The sequence below is a fragment of the Streptococcus sp. 27098_8_99 genome (assembly GCF_041431935.1).
Classification (GTDB): domain Bacteria; phylum Bacillota; class Bacilli; order Lactobacillales; family Streptococcaceae; genus Streptococcus; species Streptococcus parasanguinis_D.
Genome location: NZ_JAPVYQ010000003.1, coordinates 63479 through 78735, shown reverse-complemented (window position 1 = coordinate 78735; position 15257 = coordinate 63479). Strand labels below are relative to the sequence as shown.

Sequence of the window (15257 nt, the reverse complement as noted above, 5' to 3'; positions counted from 1 at the left end):
AGAATAATGGCAGAAAAAACATACCCAATGACCCTAGCAGAAAAAGAAAAATTGGAACAAGAATTAGAAGAATTGAAATTGGTCCGTCGACCTGAAGTGGTGGAACGGATTAAAATCGCTCGTTCATATGGTGACCTCTCAGAAAACTCTGAGTATGAAGCAGCAAAAGATGAACAAGCTTTTGTTGAAGGTCAAATCTCTAGCTTGGAAACTAAAATCCGTTATGCAGAAATCGTTGATAGTGATGCTGTTGCAGTAGACGAAGTTGCGATCGGAAAAACTGTTACAGTCCAAGAAGTTGGCGAAACAGATGAGGAAGTATACAGCATCGTCGGTTCAGCAGGGGCAGATGCCTTTGCTGGCAAGATCTCTAACGAAAGCCCAATTGGTCAAGCATTGATTGGTAAGAAGACAGGTGATGTTGTCACTGTTGAGACACCAGCTGGAAGCTACCAAGTGAAAATTTTGAACGTAGAAAAAACAGCGTAACTATAAAAAGCAGGCTCTCCAAAAGGGCCTATTTTTTTGTGCTCTTAATCTCCTTGTGAGGCTGAAAATTCTACGTTGACTGACTGAACGGTATCAAAAAAGCACTTGAACCCTTTGGTTCAAGTGCTGCTCTATTTTCGCTAGAATTTAGTAGTTTGTACTACTTTCTATTGCGTTGTTTTCCTGCATTGCGGTTGTTTTTTGGTTTGTGTTGGATTTGGGTCGTCGCAGTTGGTGTGACATCTTTTTTCACGCGGTGACTCGTCGCTTTTGGAGGATTGTTTTTGTATTCCTCAGCGACCCGTTTGCGAAGATTTGGACGAATCAAGTAGTTGATCACAAATTGTTGGATAATTTGGATCACCCCACCGACTACCCAGTAAAGAGTCACTCCAGCTGAAGAGATCAATGAGAAGACACCGATCATAATCGGACTCATCAGTGATGCTTTACGCATGCTTTCCTTTTGGGTTTCATCTTCAATTCCATGAAGAGAAAGCATACTTTGGATATAATAAAGAACAGCAACGATAGCCGTCAAGAGCAAGCTTGGTTTGCCAAGAGCAATGCCAAGGAAGCTACTATCTGCTACCCCTTTGGTGTGTTGAGCTGCAAAGAAGAGAGCTGAGAAGAATGGCATTTGGATCAAGAGCGGCAAACACCCAACTCCACCAAACATGCTGACTCCATTTTCACGTTGAGCAGCCATTAATTCCTGTTGCGCCAATAGCTTTTCTTCTTGTGTGCTAGCGTTCTTCATGCGCTCTTGGATTGGCCCAAGGATAGGTTTTAAGTAGTTCATCTTTTCAGATTGGTAGGTTGCCTTCCATGATTGGTACAAACCAAGTGGCAAGATGATTAAACGCACGATCAAGGTGACGATAATAATCCCGATCCCAAAGCCCAAGCCAAGGTTATTGGCAAAGAATTTGATGGCTTCGCCCATTGGACGGCCAAGAAGATTCCAGATCAATCCAGTCGGATTTCCGGTTTTTCGATCGACACTCACGCATCCTGACAAGAAGACAAGCGAAGCTAGTCCCATCGATGCAAGTAATGCAAGTTTATTTTTTTTCACAAATAGTTCCTTCTTTTTTTTAATGTTACCTTTCTATTCTACTGTTTTTTTTGAAAATACACAATAGTTCTCTAGTCTTAATTTGCAATTCTGAAGTCTGTATAGTTTTCAAAGTTTGCGAGCGTAACATCTAAATAAGTCACATGCGCAAAAGGCGTAGGACCTTTGCGAATTTCTTGGATGAATTTGGCCATTTGGCTACTAGACTCTGCATGGGCCAGAATGCCAACCGTTCCGTCGTCATTATTCCAGACACGGCCAGTAATCCCACCGATCTCTAAAGCAAGACTGTACACTCCCCAGCGAAAGCCAACCCCTTGAACCCGTCCTTGGGCAATCATTTTTACCTTTTGCATGTGCGACCTCCTTGACTCGAAGAAATCTATCTGAGGCATGATTTCTTCTTTTTCTTTGTGCTATAATAGTTCTATGAATATTATAACGTCTAAATCCAATAATGTAATCAAAAATGCTAAAAAATTACATCAAAAAAAATACCGGACAGATTCTTATCTCATTGAAGGCTGGCATCTGTTTGAAGAGGCAGTAGAAAATCAAGCGAAGATTCGGCAGGTCTTTGTTTTAGAAACCTATTTAGACCGGGTAGAGAATATCCAAAAAGTCACCGTCGTGACTCCGGAGATCTTAAGTCTCTTGGCAGATTCGAAGACTCCGCAAGGGATTGTCGCAGAGATCGCTCTGGAGCAGCCAGAACTTCCGGATCAGCTACAAGGACGCTTCCTCTATTTGGAGGATGTACAGGATCCTGGCAATGTAGGGACTATGATTCGAACAGCAGATGCAGCTGGCTTTGATGGCGTCATGCTATCGAAAGCCTCCGCAGATCTATACAGTCTCAAGACCCTTCGATCCATGCAGGGCAGTCATTTCCATATTCCTATCTGGAAACTGGATCGGGAAGAACTATTGGAGCGAGCTGCACAATCACATCTAGCAGTTCTCGCAACGACGCTTTCAGAAGCTTCCATTGACTACCGTCAGCTTCCTCAGACCGATCAGTTTATCCTTGTTATGGGCAATGAAGGAAATGGCATCAGCCAGGAAATGGTGGCACAAGCAGACCAGCTGGTTCATATTCCCATGCCAGGTCGGGCAGAGAGTTTGAATGTTGCAGTGGCAGCAGGAATTTTGATGTTTTCTTTAAGGAAATTTTGAGAAAAAGCAGTATACTTAACCTGTAAGAAGAAGTTGATGGAGGTCTTATTGGGAGAGCCAATCAACGAAAGGTGGTTATCTTATGCAATATCATCGTGACAAAGAATACATGGCCTATGTGGGCCATCTAATCCAGCATCCTAAGGTTCAAAAATTAGCTGACATTCCCCACCATATTCATTCCAATCGTTTGGAGCATTCCATTCATGTTAGCTATACTAGTTATAAATTGGCAAAAAAATTTGGCTGGGATGCCAAAAGTACGGCTCGGGGCGGGCTCTTACATGACCTCTTTTACTATGATTGGCGCGAGACCAAGTTTACCAAGAGTCACGCCTGGATCCATCCCCGCATTGCCGTGAGAAATGCGCGAAAGATTACAGATCTTAATGCTAAGGAAGAAGATATCATCATTAAACACATGTGGGGGGCTACCCTTGCTCCGCCTCGCTACAAAGAATCCTTCGTGGTGACCATGGTGGATAAATACTGGGCTGTTAAGGAAGCTTCAGAACCTTGGCGTAAAAAGATGGCCAAAAGGAGATTTTTTCATCGAAAAATGTTAAAATCGTAGTAAACAAATTTGAAAGGAACTTGTTTATATGTATAATGATTCAGTAATCCAAGAACAAAGTGGATTGAATGCTTTTTATAACAAAATCTATTCATTAGTAGGAATTGGTGTTGGGATTTCAGCCCTAGTGTCTGGCCTGATGATGACGGTCTTTCAAGACTTCTTCGTTCAAATCTTAACAACAGCACCAATGGTTTACTATGCAGCAGTCGTTGTAGAATTGATCTTGGTCTTTGTTGCAAGTGGGAAAGCTGTTAAAAATAGCCCGTCTACTCTTCCGATCTTCTTGATCTACTCAGCTTTGAATGGCTTTACGTTGAGCTTTATCATTGCGCGCTACATGCAAGCGACGGTTTATAAGGCTTTCTTGGTCAGTGCCTTGATGTTTATTGTGATGGGAGCTATCGGACGCGTCGTGAAAAAAGACCTGTCTGGTATGGGACGTGCCTTGATGGGAGTCTTGATCGGTGTGATCATCGCTTCTGTTGTGAACATGTTCTTGAGAAGTTCTGGAATGGACTATATCTTGAGTATTATCTCTGTCTTCCTCTTTGCAGGATTGACAGCTTGGGATAACCAAAAGATTCGCTATGTCTATGATCAAACAAATGGTCAACCTGCTACAGGCTGGGCAGTAGCGATGGCTTTGGAACTTTATCTTGACTTTATCAACCTCTTTATCAGCCTTCTTCGTATTTTCGGAAGAAACGACTAATCAAAGAGAGACTGAGCTGGGGCAGTTGCCTCGGCTTTTTTTGTCTTCCGACTTGTGCTATACTAATAGTGACTAAAGAATAGAAATGAGAGCTCATGAAAACACCTTTTGTAACCCGTGAACAATTAGAAAGTCTGACCCAAGAATTCTCGACCCCTTTCCATCTCTATGATGAAGCAGGAATTCGTGAAACGGCTCGTGCCCTCCATCAAGCTTTTGCTTGGAATGAAGGATTTAAGGAATACTTTGCCATCAAGGCGACTCCTAATCCATCGATCCTAAAAATTTTGCAAGAAGAGGGCTGTGGAGTCGACACCGCCAGCTATGTGGAATTGTTAATGGCGGATAAACTAGGCTTTAGTGGAAAAGAAATCATGTTTTCTTCTAACAACACGCCAGCTGATGAATTTGTCTATGCTAGAGAATTAGGGGCAACTATCAATCTGGATGCCTATGAAGACATTGCTTTCTTGAAGTCTGTGACTAGCATCCCCAAGGTCATTTCTTGCCGCTATAATCCTGGTGGAGTTTTTGAACTGGGAACCGATATTATGGACAATCCTGAAGAAGCTAAGTTTGGCATGACCAAGGAGCAATTGATCCAAGCCTTTATCGAGTTGAAAGAACTGGGTGTGGAAGAGTTTGGGATTCACGCTTTATTGGCTTCTAATACAGTATCCAACGACTACTATCCAGAGTTGGCGCGTCAACTTTTTGAATTGGCAGTGGAAGTCGTCGAGAATACAGGTGTTCACTTGGGCTTCATCAACCTCTCTGGTGGAGTTGGGGTCAATTACAAGCCAGAGCAAGAACCAAATGATATTGCTATTATTGGGGAGGGCGTACACCGCGTCTTTGATGCGATTCTCAAACCGGCAGGACTTGGTCATGTGAAAATCTATACTGAGCTTGGTCGCTTTATGCTAGCTTCACACGGTCTCTTGGTAACCAGAGTGACGCATAAAAAGAAAACTTACCGGACCTATGTGGGTGTTGATGCTTCAGCTGTGAACCTTCTTAGACCGGCTATGTACGGTGCTTATCACCATATTACCAATATGGATCGTCCAGAGGGAACGACTGAAGTGGTCGATGTCGTGGGAAGTCTCTGTGAAAATAACGATAAATTTGCGAAACAACGTGAATTACCCGTGACGGAGATTGGAGATTTGCTCGTGATCCATGACACTGGAGCCCATGGATTTTCAATGGGGTATCAGTACAATGCCAAGTTGCGTTCTGCAGAAGTTCTGCTTCAAGAAGATGGGCAGGCCCGTTTGATTCGTCGAGCAGAAAAACCAGAAGATTATCTTGCGACACTCTACGGCTTTGACATTGAAAAATAAGTGATTGTCTGATATAATGATAGTTATGTAAAAATAATGGATCGGAGAAAATTTTATGAATCTCTTTTTAGGAATTTTGTTGATTATTTTAGCTTTCTTTGGTGGGATGATTGCAGGAATGTTCTTGCTTCGTCGTCAATTTGAAAAAGAATTTGCATCAAACCCACGTTTGAATGTTGAAGCAGTCCGTACGCTTTTAGGTGCCAGTGGCCAACGTCCAAGCGAAGCAAAAGTTCAACAAGTCTATCGCCAAATTGTGAACCAACAAAAATCAGCAATGGCAAAAAACAAGAAAAAATAAGAGTGGGGCAATCTCACGATAATAAATGAGAGGGGCTTGGAGTAATTTCTTAGTCCCTCCTTTTGGAAGGAAGAGATATGGATAACCGACCGATTGGTTTTTTAGATTCTGGAGTAGGGGGCCTGACTGTTGTCCGCGAATTGCTCCGTCAGCTTCCTCACGAAGATGTCGTCTATATTGGAGATTCAGCGCGTGCACCTTATGGTCCTAGACCAGCAGACCAAATTCGCGAGTATACTTGGCAGATGGTGAACTTCCTTCTGACTAAAAATGTCAAGATGATTGTCTTAGCCTGTAATACAGCGACGGCAGTTGTTTGGGAAGAAGTCAAGGAGAAACTTGATATTCCCGTTTTGGGAGTGATCTTGCCCGGAGCTTCTGCAGCCATTAAATCGACGACCCATCAAAAAATTGGGGTCATTGGGACACCGATGACGGTTTCTTCTGGAATTTATAAAGAGAAGATTCAAAGTCTAGCACCAGACATGGAAGTAACGAGTTTGGCTTGTCCCAAGTTTGTTCCCTTGGTGGAATCAAACGAATTGGCATCCAGTGTGACCAAAAAGGTGGTTTACGAAACCCTAAAACCACTAGTTGGAAAGGTTGATACCTTAGTCTTGGGATGCACCCATTATCCCCTTTTAAAACCGATCATTCAAAATGTTATGGGACTGGATGTCAAATTGATTGATAGTGGGGCAGAGTGTGTTCGGGATATTTCGGTCTTACTAAACTATTTTGAGCTCAATAAGAGTCGTGAACTCTTAGAGCAGATCCACCGCTTTTATACAACTGCAAATGCCAATAGCTTTGCAGCGATTGCCGAAAAATGGCTAGAACGTTCAGTGAATGTGGAGCATGTAAATTTATGAGTGACAAACTATTTGAATACAAAGATCCCCAAGATTGGTATATTGCCCAATGGGGAGAAGATGCAGACTACAACCAATTTAGTCAAGTGCCTGCGGAAGCTTCCACTCTGTTAGATCAGCTGGAACTTCTCTTTGCCAAGGATCCTGAAGGATTCCCTCTCAATCTATCGGTGATGCGCTATGGTTCAGCCTTTCGTTTTCTGACCTTTTTGATCGAAATTTTGAATGAAGTCAAGGGAAGAGCTTTTGAGGTCGTACAGCGTCAAGGGGCCTTGCTCTTGGTTGAAAAAGGAAAATTGCTTTACTTGCATTTGCCAAGTGATGGGGTGGATTTGGAAGCCTTCTTGGGTCAAGACAAGGTCAAAGATACGATTCTCATTGCGACTCGAAATGAGGGAAAAACCAAAGAATTCCGCAATATGTTTGAAAAGCTGGGCTTTGAAGTGGAAAATCTCAATCAATACCCAGAGCTTCCAGAAGTCGAAGAAACAGGGATGACCTTTGAAGAGAATGCCCGCCTAAAAGCTGAAACGATTGCAGAGCTAACTGGGAAAACAGTCTTAGCGGATGATTCAGGTTTGAAGGTGGATATCTTGGGAGGTTTACCAGGAGTTTGGTCAGCTCGTTTTGCGGGAGTTGGTGCGACAGATGCGGAAAACAATGCGAAATTGTTGCACGAATTGGCCATGGTCTTTGACTTGAAAGACCGTTCAGCCCAGTTTCATACGACCTTGGTGGTTGCAAGACCAGGCAAGGAAAGCCTAGTGGTGGAAGCAGATTGGCCAGGGTATATTAATTTTGAGCCCAAAGGGGAACACGGCTTTGGCTATGACCCTCTCTTCTTAGTTGGGGAAACGGGTCGTGCTGCTGCTGAATTAACGCTAGAAGAAAAAAATACACAATCACATCGTGCTTTAGCTGTTAAAAAGTTATTGGAGGTATTTCCATCATGGCAAAGCAAACAATCATCGTTATGAGTGACTCACATGGAGACCGCTCCATTGTTGAAGCTATTAAAGAAAAATACCTAGGCCAGGTCGATGGGATCTTTCACAATGGGGATTCTGAGCTAAAAAGTGACGATCCTGTCTGGGAAGGGATCCACGTTGTCCAAGGAAACATGGATTTTTATGATGGCTATCCAGAACGCTTGGTAACCCAACTAGGGCCAACACGAATCATCCAGACCCATGGGCATCTCTTCCAGATCAATTTTAGTTTTCAAAAATTGGATTTGTGGGCCCAAGAGGAAGAAGCAGATATCTGTCTTTACGGGCACCTTCATATCCCAGATGCTTGGAAGGAAGGAAGAACCCTCTTTGTGAATCCTGGATCGATCAGTCAGCCACGCGGTCTGATTCGAGAGTGTCTCTATGCTAAAATTGAGATAGATGATTCTAATTACAAGGTAGAGTACTACACGAGAGATCATGAATTGTATCCTGAATTGACAAAGGAGTTTAGAAGATGATAGCAAAGGAATTTGAACGTTTCTTACTGGCGCAGGAAGAGACGTTCTTAACTCCTGCCAAAAATTTAGCGGTCTTGATTGATACCCACAATGTAGACCATGCTGTCTTGTTGTTGAGCCAGATTAGCTATAGTCGTATTCCGGTAGTGACGGATGAACGCAAGTTTGTGGGGACGATCTCCCTAACGGATATTCTATCTTATCAATTGAAACACGAGATTCCTGAGGAGACTTTTGCCTCGATGGATATCGTAGACGTTGCAAAAAAAGAGGTCGGGGTCATCGGCTTAGACTTCAATTTGACAGAAGTCCTTCACAAGTTGGTGGATGACTCCTTCTTATCAGTGGTGGATGAAGAAGGCTATTTCCAAGGGATTATTACACGGAAATCGATTCTTAAAGCCATCAATTCGCTAATGCATGATTTTTCAAATGAATACGAGATGATTCCAAAATGAAAGAATTTATTGCAAGTTTTATTGATCAAAAAGAATTAAGTGAAAATTCTCAGTCAGCCTATTTCTATGATTTGGACCAGTTTATTGAGTCGATCCATGGAAAAGTGACACCGACAAATTTGAGAATTTACCAAGCTTCGATTAAAGATTTTAAACCGGCGGTTCAAAAACGAAAATTATCTGCCGTCAACCAATTTTTATATTATTTGTATCAAGAACGCTTTATTTCTGAATACCATCGTTTGGTCTTGCCTAAAATTCAACCAGCCAAAACCCATGATCGTGAATTGTTGGATCTAACCCATTTTTGGGAAGAATCAACCAACCCTCAGGGACGCTTGATGGCCTTGTTGATTCTGGAGATGGGCTTGTTGCCAAGTGAGATCCTCCAAGTCAAGGTCGAAGATATTCAGCTGGACTTTCATGTCATTCGAGTGGGCAAAGATGGCCAAAAACGGGTTTTAAAAGTTCCAGAGCCTTTACTGGATGAGTTGCAACTCTTCCTCGATGGTGTCTATCTCTTTGATAATAAGGGAAAATCTTACTCCCGTCAGTGGGGATTCCGACAATTAGAAGCCTTCTTGATCGAAAAAGGCAACCAAGACCTTTCGGCACAATCGATTCGTGAGCAGTATATTTTGAAACAACGTGAACTCGGTGTGGATCTCTTTAGTATTGCGCGTGAGTTGGGCCTAAAAACCATGGTGACATTAGAAAAATATAAATAATGGATATTAAAATTAAAGATTTTGAAGGGCCTTTGGACCTCTTGCTCCACTTGGTCTCTAAATACCAGATGGATATTTATGAGGTCCCCTTGATTGAGGTGATCGAACAGTATCTGGCTTATCTGGCGACCCTCCAGGCTATGAAACTAGAGGTAGCAGGAGAATACATGCTGATGGCTAGTCAACTAACCTTGATCAAGAGTCGAAGACTTCTTCCTAAGGTTGCAGAGGAGATGGATGAAGCAGAGGATCTCGAGCAGGACCTCCTTTCTCAATTGGAAGAGTACCGTACTTACAAGCAATTAGGAGAGTTGATGGCCTCACAGCACGAGGAGCGCGCCCTCTATTATTCAAAACCAAAGATGGAACTGATTTATGACGATACCGAATTACTTCATGATCGCACCACGGTGGATCTCTTCTTGGCTTTCTCAAAACTATTGACCAAGAAAAAAGAAGAATTCCGCCAGAACCATACAACCATTGTAAAGGATGAATACAAGATTGAGGATCTGATGGACCAGCTGCGTCACCGATTCCACGATCGCTCACAAGTTCTCTTGCAGGACTTGTTTCTAGAAGCAACGGATCTCCAAGAGGTCATTACCTTATTTCTTGCAACCCTTGAATTGATCAAGATTCAAGAAGTAACGGTGATCCAGGATAGGGCTTTTGGAGAAATTTACTTAAATAGGATTGAACATGAGCAAATTAGCTGAAATTGAAGCACTCTTATTTGTAGCGGGTGAAGAAGGAATTACTGCCAGACAAATCGCAGACCTTCTCTCTTTACCTCCGACAGGTGTGGTGCAAAGTTTAGAAAAATTAAGCCAAAAATACCAGGAGGACACAGATACCAGTCTGTGTTTGATGGAGACAGCTTCCCGTTATAAATTGGTGACAAAGGCAGACTACGCTTCGGTTTTACGAGACTATTCTAGAACGCCCATGAACCAAAGTTTGTCTCGGGCTGCCCTCGAAACCTTATCAATCATTGCTTATAAGCAACCGATCACCCGTGTGGAGGTCGATGATATTCGGGGTGTCAATTCCAGCGGTGCCATTACCAAACTACTGTCATTTGATCTGATCCGAGAGGATGGGAAAAAAGAAGTCCTCGGGCGCCCCAATTTGTATGTAACGACGGAGTATTTTTTGGATTATATGGGGATCAATCATTTGGAGGAATTACCAAAGGTTGAGGAAGTGGACATCGATCCAGAGGAAGGTCAATTATTTTCAGAGAGAACAGAGGAACTAGATGAGAATTAACAAATATATTGCCCATGCAGGCGTGGCTAGTCGTCGCAAGGCCGAAGAACTGATCAAGCAAGGCTTGGTTACAGTAAATGGCCAAGTTGTGCGTGAATTAGCGACCATTATTAAGACCGGTGATCAGGTTGAAGTAGAAGGCACTCCAATCTACAACGAAGAAAAGGTCTACTATCTTTTAAATAAGCCACGTGGCGTCATCTCTAGTGTATCGGATGATAAAGGGCGGACAACAGTCGTTGACCTTTTATCTCAAGTGCCAGAGCGCATCTATCCAGTAGGACGTTTGGACTGGGATACATCTGGTGTCTTGATTTTGACCAATGATGGTGATTTTACAGATGAGATGATTCATCCACGTAATGAGATTGATAAGGTCTATGTGGCGCGTGTCAAAGGGATTGCCAATAAGGAAAATTTGCGTCCCTTAACACGAGGGGTGACCATTGATGGCAAGAAAACCAAGCCAGCGACTTACGAGATCTTAAAAGTGGATGTTGAAAAGAACCGTTCAGTGGTTCAGTTGACCATTCATGAAGGGCGCAACCACCAGGTCAAAAAGATGTTTGAAGCTGTAGGACTTTTAGTGGACAAACTCTCCCGAACCCAGTTTGGAAACCTAGATGTCTCAGGACTTCGTCCGGGTGAATACCGTCGCTTGAACAAAAAAGAAATTAGCCAGTTGCACAATCTAGCAGTGACTAAATCTAAAAAATCATGAAAAAGATCCTGATTGCTATGGTCAGAGGCTATCAAAAATGGATCTCTCCCATATTTCCGCCTTCTTGTCGCTTTCAACCGACCTGTTCCAATTATATGATCCAAGCGATTGAACGCTTTGGTGTGAAAGGTGTCTTGATGGGGGTTGCGAGAATACTGCGATGCCATCCTGGTACCCAAGCGGGACCAGACCCTCTGCCAAACCACTTTAGTCTGAGGCGAAATGAAGAATCAAAATAGGACGATCACAAATAAACAGAAATACCCTTAGAAATTATGTTTCTAAGGGTATTTTTTGTGCAAGGGCTGTCTATCAGCGTTTAGACCATGTTTTAGGAAGGAAGAGCAGAATCATTGGATAGATTTCAAGCCGTCCGGCAATCATGGCTAAGGAAAGTAACAGTTTTGAAATCGGACTAAAGATGGAGAAGGTTTGACCCGTACCAATCATAGGTCCAATATTGTTGAAACAACTAAAGACAGCACTGACAACCGTCATGAAGCTATTATTGTCTAGACTCACTACAAAGAGTAAGCCGATCGTAATAAAACTGTATATTGTAAAGTACTTGAGGATCTGATGCTGGGTATCCTTATCGAGTACCGTATCGTTGACATGCAAGGTCAAAACGCGATTTGGAGACAAGGTCGAAAGAACCTGATTTTTTGCGATTCGCCATAAGGTCAAGCACCGAATGACTTTTAACCCCCCAGCGGTCGAGCCAGCAGACCCACCGATGACCATCAGCATCAAGAGGATGAACTGAGAAAAGAGAGGCCATTTTTCCGTCGTTCCATAACCAAAACCGGTGGTGGTGATGATATTGGATACTTGGAAGAAAGAAATCTCAAAGCTCTTCGCAACATTGGCATAGAGATGAAGGCAATTGTAGGCAATCAAGACACTGGACACGAGGACGATCGTGATATAGGTCCGCAATTCCTCATCTTTAAAGAAGGCCTTGAATTTTCGAATCATGAGGAAGTAGTAGAGGTTAAAGTTAACCCCGAAGACTAAGACCCCGATACTGACCAAATAGGTGATCAAACTACTATTGTAGTGGGCGATCCCATCGTTAAAGACGGTAAAGCCCCCAGTACCAGCCGTCCCCATGGCGATGACAAAACTATCATACAGGGGCATGCCAGCAAGGAAATAAAGAACCACAAAGAGGAAGAACAAACCCAAGTACAAGAAGTAGAGAATTTGAGCCGTGTTTTTTAATTTGGAAACGACCTTGCCAAACACTGGACCAGGAACCTCTGCCTTCATGACTTCAAGGTGGCTGTTCTTGTTATTGTCCATAATCGCAAGGGCAAAGACCAATACTCCCATCCCACCTATCAAGTGGGTAAAACTACGCCAAAAGAGGAGAGAGTGGCTGAGGACACCCACATCGTCTAAAATCGTTGCCCCTGTTGTTGTAAAGCCGGAGCTGACTTCAAAGAAAGCATCGATAATGTTTGGAATTTGGCCCGAAAAGACAAAGGGAAGGGCACCAAAGAAGGACCATAGGATCCAACAAAGTGCTACAATCAGGACCCCTTCCTTAGCATAGATGTGAAAATCCTTAGGTTTGTGGAAACTACCAAGGAGGCCAAACACAAGTAGGATGGCCATGGTTGCTCCAATAGAGACAAAGACCTTGGCAGGTTCCTGATAGATTGCAGCGACCACTAGGGGAACGATTAGGAGACCTGCCTCGATTAAGAGGAGTTTGGATAAGAGGTAACGAATCATGCTTCTATTCATCAGTCTTACCTCTCAAGTAGATCGTAGATTTTAGTGACATTTTGAATCAAGGTGGTCACGATAATTCGATCCCCTACCATCAAACGGTCATCCCCATTAGGGAAAATAGCTTTGCCGTCTCGAATAATGGCAGCGATCAAAACGCCCTTCTTCAATTTTAATTCAGAGAGGGAATATTGGGTTAGTTTGTTGTCTTCCTTAATTTGAAACTGCAAGGTTTCAATCCGGCCGTTTGCGACATGGTGCAAGGCTTCTAGGTTTGAGAACTGTGCATTGTAGCGCCCGCGAATAAAGTGCATAATGGTGTCTACAGCGATGCGTTTTGGAGTGACAATACTGGTCATATCCTGATCGCCAATGATCTCCAACAGACTGGTTCGGTTGACTTTGGTAATGTTCTTTTTGACTCCGACAGAATTCAAGAACATGGAGGTGATGATGTTTTCTTCATCGACTCCTGTCAAAGTAGCCACAGCATCAAAGTTATTAGCACTCTCTTCTAAAAGAATGTCTTTAGCGGTTCCGTCTCCATGGACGACATAGAGGTCAGGGAATTCCTGACTAAAGAATTCTGCCCGTTCGCGATTGACCTCGATGACCTTGAGATCGATCTTGCGGCGCACGTCTTGAAGAATATTGAGTAGGTAGTAGGCGATTTTCCCAGCACCAATGATCATCATGCTCTTAATGACTTGAGGGCGAACATTGTTATGGAAAAGAACAACTTCGATCCGATTACCTGTTACGAAAATCTTGTCTTGAGGTTGCAAAACAAAGTCTCCATTTGGAATCGTGAGTTCATTGCCACGCTCGATCGCACAAACAATGACATTTCCGTATTTCTTTCGGAATTGGGATAGGCTCATATTGCAGAGATTGCTATCTGGCTTGATCTTAAATTCCATCAAGGCAACACGGCCGTTTGCAAAATGTTCCACAGAAAGGGCATTTGGGAAGTCAATGATATTAGCAATATAACGAGCTGTCAGCAATTCAGGATTGACAACCAGGGAGAAGCCCAAGATATTTTTTTCCTTGAAGTAGGAATTGGAATATTCTGGATTCCGCACCCGAACGATGGTTTCTTTGGCTCCCATTTTTTTAGCTAAAACAGCAGAAACCATGTTCACTTCGTCGTACTCGGTCATGGAAATGAAGATATCGCAGTCTTCAACATCTGCTTGCTCCAAGATCTTGAAGTTTGCTCCATTTCCTAAAATCCCAATGATATCAAACCGTTTGGTAATATGGTTGAGAACGGATTCGTCTTTTTCGATCAAAATAACATCGTGGTTTTCAGCAACGAGAGAACGACAAAGGGCCGTTCCGACCTTTCCTCCACCAACAACAATAATTTTCATAGAATACCTCCAGAGTATGCTTCTATCATACTCTATTTTCAAGAAAAATTCATCTTTTTTAAGGATTTTCTGGCGGAATTTTGAGGAGCTAAGAACAAGTAGGAAAAATTGTCAAAATAGAAGAATGAGGAGGGATCGAAAACTTTGATAAAGTTTCTTAAAAAAATCTAAAAAAACTATTGACAGGAGCTTCAAAAGTGATATACTTAGAAAGTACCTTCGTTGATTTACCTCAAACCTGTTGTGAGTTAAGTTAATGAAGCTGTAACCACGCTGTTTGCTGAGCTTGACTCCGGGCAGTGTGGCTATTTTTTTATCAGAAAGAGATCGAGTATGAATATTGAAGAACTGGACTACCAAGAGTCAGCAGCTCAAAACCACATCGTCTTGTTCCAACCTCAGATTCCACAAAATACGGGCAATATTGCACGGACCTGTGCGGCAACCAATTCTCCCTTACATATTATTCGTCCCATGGCTTTTCCGATCGATGATCGCAAAATGAAGCGAGCGGGACTCGATTACTGGGACAAGCTAGATGTCCGCTTTTATGATAGCTTAGAAGAGTTTATGGAAGCAGCGCATGACGGTCAGGTGCACTTGGTGTCTAAGTTTGCAAATCAGACTTATTCGGACGTTTATTATCAGGATGGGAAATCCCATTATTTCTTGTTTGGACGCGAGGACAAAGGATTGCCGGAAGATTTTATGCGTCAGCACGAGGAGAAGGCCATTCGCATTCCGATGAATGACGAGCATGTTCGTAGTTTAAATGTCTCCAATACCGTCTGCATGATTGTTTATGAGGCCCTCCGCCAGCAGGGATTCAAAGGGCTTGAGTTAACACATCAGTATGAACAAGATAAGCTCAAATAGCCGATAAAAACCAAACATCCGAACGACGTCACCCATGACGTTACAAAAACTTGCCTAGGCAAGTTTT

Annotated in this window: 20 protein-coding genes; 16 read left to right on the top strand and 4 right to left on the bottom strand. The window is 42.9% G+C overall.

The window, feature by feature from the left end; translation table 11 throughout:
- Positions 1-6: 6 nt before the first annotated feature.
- Entirely contained in the window at positions 7-489 is a 483-nt protein-coding gene (gene greA, locus O3605_RS02810; RefSeq protein ID WP_003017372.1) for a transcription elongation factor GreA, read from the top strand.
- 160 nt (positions 490-649) lie between these two features.
- Here greA and yidC read toward each other — a convergent pair whose 3' ends face one another.
- Both yidC and O3605_RS02800 read right to left on the bottom strand, forming a co-directional pair.
- The gene (gene yidC, locus O3605_RS02805; protein ID WP_003008377.1) at positions 650-1567 is read right to left on the bottom strand and encodes a membrane protein insertase YidC; all 918 of its coding nucleotides are present in this window, start codon (positions 1565-1567) and stop codon (positions 650-652) included.
- 77 nt (positions 1568-1644) lie between these two features.
- The gene (locus O3605_RS02800) at positions 1645-1923 is read right to left on the bottom strand and encodes an acylphosphatase (RefSeq protein WP_371585211.1); all 279 of its coding nucleotides are present in this window, start codon (positions 1921-1923) and stop codon (positions 1645-1647) included.
- Positions 1924-1996: 73 nt separating this feature from the next.
- On the opposite strand from O3605_RS02800, the gene O3605_RS02795 reads away from it, so the two are divergent.
- The 14 genes from O3605_RS02795 to yidD all read left to right on the top strand — a co-directional run bounded on the left by O3605_RS02795 (position 1997) and on the right by yidD (position 11440).
- Positions 1997-2743 (top strand): TrmH family RNA methyltransferase, encoded by a 747-nt coding sequence (locus tag O3605_RS02795; protein ID WP_371585210.1) that lies wholly within the window; start codon positions 1997-1999, stop codon positions 2741-2743.
- Positions 2744-2825: 82 nt separating this feature from the next.
- Positions 2826-3317 (top strand): HDIG domain-containing metalloprotein, encoded by a 492-nt coding sequence (locus tag O3605_RS02790; RefSeq protein WP_049488449.1) that lies wholly within the window; start codon positions 2826-2828, stop codon positions 3315-3317.
- Positions 3318-3345: 28 nt separating this feature from the next.
- Positions 3346-4032, top strand: a complete 687-nt coding sequence (locus tag O3605_RS02785) for a Bax inhibitor-1/YccA family protein (RefSeq protein ID WP_371585209.1) — start codon at positions 3346-3348, stop codon at positions 4030-4032.
- A gap of 95 nt (positions 4033-4127) precedes the next feature.
- The gene (locus O3605_RS02780; RefSeq protein ID WP_371585208.1) at positions 4128-5378 is read left to right on the top strand and encodes a diaminopimelate decarboxylase; all 1251 of its coding nucleotides are present in this window, start codon (positions 4128-4130) and stop codon (positions 5376-5378) included.
- Positions 5379-5433: 55 nt separating this feature from the next.
- Positions 5434-5679 carry a YneF family protein gene (locus tag O3605_RS02775; protein ID WP_003013425.1) on the top strand — a complete coding sequence of 82 codons (246 nt, stop codon included), beginning with the start codon at positions 5434-5436 and terminating at the stop codon, positions 5677-5679.
- A gap of 77 nt (positions 5680-5756) precedes the next feature.
- Positions 5757-6551, top strand: coding sequence for a glutamate racemase (racE, locus tag O3605_RS02770; protein WP_049517788.1), 795 nt, complete (start codon positions 5757-5759; stop codon positions 6549-6551).
- Positions 6548-7528: a nucleoside-triphosphate diphosphatase gene (locus tag O3605_RS02765; protein WP_003017359.1), complete on the top strand. Its 981-nt coding sequence runs from the start codon at positions 6548-6550 to the stop codon at positions 7526-7528. The genes racE and O3605_RS02765 overlap by 4 nt, the downstream gene beginning before the upstream one ends.
- Positions 7501-8022, top strand: a complete 522-nt coding sequence (locus O3605_RS02760) for a metallophosphoesterase (protein ID WP_371467596.1) — start codon at positions 7501-7503, stop codon at positions 8020-8022. The genes O3605_RS02765 and O3605_RS02760 overlap by 28 nt, the downstream gene beginning before the upstream one ends.
- Positions 8019-8480, top strand: a complete 462-nt coding sequence (gene cbpB / locus O3605_RS02755) for a cyclic-di-AMP-binding protein CbpB (RefSeq protein WP_070595329.1) — start codon at positions 8019-8021, stop codon at positions 8478-8480. Before O3605_RS02760 ends, cbpB begins: the two co-directional genes overlap by 4 nt.
- Positions 8477-9208: a site-specific tyrosine recombinase XerD gene (gene xerD / locus O3605_RS02750; protein ID WP_003005319.1), complete on the top strand. Its 732-nt coding sequence runs from the start codon at positions 8477-8479 to the stop codon at positions 9206-9208. Before cbpB ends, xerD begins: the two co-directional genes overlap by 4 nt.
- The gene (locus O3605_RS02745) at positions 9208-9927 is read left to right on the top strand and encodes a segregation/condensation protein A (protein ID WP_049514899.1); all 720 of its coding nucleotides are present in this window, start codon (positions 9208-9210) and stop codon (positions 9925-9927) included. Before xerD ends, O3605_RS02745 begins: the two co-directional genes overlap by 1 nt.
- On the top strand, positions 9911-10480 hold the full coding sequence (scpB, locus tag O3605_RS02740; RefSeq protein ID WP_009731504.1) for an SMC-Scp complex subunit ScpB: 570 nt from the start codon (positions 9911-9913) through the stop codon (positions 10478-10480). The genes O3605_RS02745 and scpB overlap by 17 nt, the downstream gene beginning before the upstream one ends.
- Positions 10470-11201, top strand: coding sequence for a pseudouridine synthase (locus O3605_RS02735; protein ID WP_013904014.1), 732 nt, complete (start codon positions 10470-10472; stop codon positions 11199-11201). The genes scpB and O3605_RS02735 overlap by 11 nt, the downstream gene beginning before the upstream one ends.
- The gene (yidD, locus tag O3605_RS02730; protein ID WP_371585207.1) at positions 11198-11440 is read left to right on the top strand and encodes a membrane protein insertion efficiency factor YidD; all 243 of its coding nucleotides are present in this window, start codon (positions 11198-11200) and stop codon (positions 11438-11440) included. The genes O3605_RS02735 and yidD overlap by 4 nt, the downstream gene beginning before the upstream one ends.
- 73 nt (positions 11441-11513) lie before the next feature.
- On the opposite strand, the gene O3605_RS02725 is transcribed toward yidD, so the two are convergent.
- Complete coding sequence (locus O3605_RS02725) at positions 11514-12953, bottom strand: TrkH family potassium uptake protein (protein WP_061604300.1); 1440 nt, start codon at positions 12951-12953, stop codon at positions 11514-11516.
- 5 nt (positions 12954-12958) lie between these two features.
- Positions 12959-14314, bottom strand: coding sequence for a Trk system potassium transporter TrkA (trkA, locus tag O3605_RS02720; protein WP_061604301.1), 1356 nt, complete (start codon positions 14312-14314; stop codon positions 12959-12961).
- Positions 14315-14647: 333 nt separating this feature from the next.
- Here trkA and O3605_RS02715 point away from each other — a divergent pair, with 333 nt between their 5' ends.
- Positions 14648-15190, top strand: coding sequence for a tRNA (cytidine(34)-2'-O)-methyltransferase (locus tag O3605_RS02715; RefSeq protein WP_371585206.1), 543 nt, complete (start codon positions 14648-14650; stop codon positions 15188-15190).
- Positions 15191-15257: the final 67 nt, after the last annotated feature.

Bases quoted from the DNA above. Each gene is read 5' to 3' on its own strand.
- O3605_RS02745 (WP_049514899.1), top strand. From the start codon at position 9,208: ATGGATATTAAAATTAAAGATTTTGAAGGGCCTTTGGACCTCTTGCTC.
- O3605_RS02795 (WP_371585210.1), top strand. From the start codon at position 1,997: ATGAATATTATAACGTCTAAATCCAATAATGTAATCAAAAATGCTAAA.
- O3605_RS02790 (WP_049488449.1), top strand. From the start codon at position 2,826: ATGCAATATCATCGTGACAAAGAATACATGGCCTATGTGGGCCATCTA.
- O3605_RS02775 (WP_003013425.1), top strand. From the start codon at position 5,434: ATGAATCTCTTTTTAGGAATTTTGTTGATTATTTTAGCTTTCTTTGGT.
- O3605_RS02785 (WP_371585209.1), top strand. From the start codon at position 3,346: ATGTATAATGATTCAGTAATCCAAGAACAAAGTGGATTGAATGCTTTT.
- O3605_RS02780 (WP_371585208.1), top strand. From the start codon at position 4,128: ATGAAAACACCTTTTGTAACCCGTGAACAATTAGAAAGTCTGACCCAA.
- O3605_RS02725 (WP_061604300.1), bottom strand. From the start codon at position 12,953: ATGAATAGAAGCATGATTCGTTACCTCTTATCCAAACTCCTCTTAATC.
- O3605_RS02760 (WP_371467596.1), top strand. From the start codon at position 7,501: ATGGCAAAGCAAACAATCATCGTTATGAGTGACTCACATGGAGACCGC.
- cbpB (WP_070595329.1), top strand. From the start codon at position 8,019: ATGATAGCAAAGGAATTTGAACGTTTCTTACTGGCGCAGGAAGAGACG.
- scpB (WP_009731504.1), top strand. From the start codon at position 9,911: ATGAGCAAATTAGCTGAAATTGAAGCACTCTTATTTGTAGCGGGTGAA.
- trkA (WP_061604301.1), bottom strand. From the start codon at position 14,314: ATGAAAATTATTGTTGTTGGTGGAGGAAAGGTCGGAACGGCCCTTTGT.
- racE (WP_049517788.1), top strand. From the start codon at position 5,757: ATGGATAACCGACCGATTGGTTTTTTAGATTCTGGAGTAGGGGGCCTG.
- xerD (WP_003005319.1), top strand. From the start codon at position 8,477: ATGAAAGAATTTATTGCAAGTTTTATTGATCAAAAAGAATTAAGTGAA.
- O3605_RS02765 (WP_003017359.1), top strand. From the start codon at position 6,548: ATGAGTGACAAACTATTTGAATACAAAGATCCCCAAGATTGGTATATT.
- O3605_RS02735 (WP_013904014.1), top strand. From the start codon at position 10,470: ATGAGAATTAACAAATATATTGCCCATGCAGGCGTGGCTAGTCGTCGC.
- greA (WP_003017372.1), top strand. From the start codon at position 7: ATGGCAGAAAAAACATACCCAATGACCCTAGCAGAAAAAGAAAAATTG.
- yidD (WP_371585207.1), top strand. From the start codon at position 11,198: ATGAAAAAGATCCTGATTGCTATGGTCAGAGGCTATCAAAAATGGATC.
- O3605_RS02715 (WP_371585206.1), top strand. From the start codon at position 14,648: ATGAATATTGAAGAACTGGACTACCAAGAGTCAGCAGCTCAAAACCAC.
- O3605_RS02800 (WP_371585211.1), bottom strand. From the start codon at position 1,923: ATGCAAAAGGTAAAAATGATTGCCCAAGGACGGGTTCAAGGGGTTGGC.